Raw genomic sequence first — 233 nt, 5'->3', positions numbered from 1 at the left:
GGCTATGGCAGGTGCAGCCGCCTGTGCCCGTTTTCCCAGTTCCAGTATGTCAGTCATATAAACCTTCCTTTCTTGTCGGCTGCACAGGGCAGCGTTGAGCATCGTCAGTTCGTCTTTGCCAGGAAACGTGTGCCTACCGGCTTGCCGTCAAACAAATCGTACAGCAGCTCCGGTTGGCTGCCATTGAGGATCACCATGTCTATGCCGGCAGCAGTGGCGATCTTGGCAGCGTT

1 protein-coding gene and 1 pseudogene (1 of these 2 cut by a window edge) are annotated in these 233 nt (G+C 55.8%); both read right to left on the bottom strand.

Translation table 11 applies throughout. The features are described 5' to 3' along the window. A protein-coding gene (locus QVO51_RS03650) for a glutamate-5-semialdehyde dehydrogenase (RefSeq protein ID WP_022357281.1) crosses the window boundary here: on the bottom strand, positions 1 to 57 show its 5' end (the start). Its footprint begins 1221 nt before the window's first position; the window shows 57 of its 1278 coding nt (coding positions 1-57); it begins with the start codon at positions 55 to 57; the stop codon falls past the left edge of the window. A 47-nt stretch (positions 58 to 104) separates the two neighbouring features. Next, positions 105 to 233: pseudogene (locus QVO51_RS03645) on the bottom strand (glutamate 5-kinase); the annotation flags it as partial.

Source organism: Ruminococcus sp. CAG:379, assembly GCF_000434255.1.
GTDB classification, from domain to species: Bacteria; Bacillota; Clostridia; order Oscillospirales; family Ruminococcaceae; genus Ruminococcus_F; species Ruminococcus_F champanellensis.
Note: the sequence above shows the minus strand (reverse complement) of the source record. Positions and strands in the feature narration are given on the sequence as shown.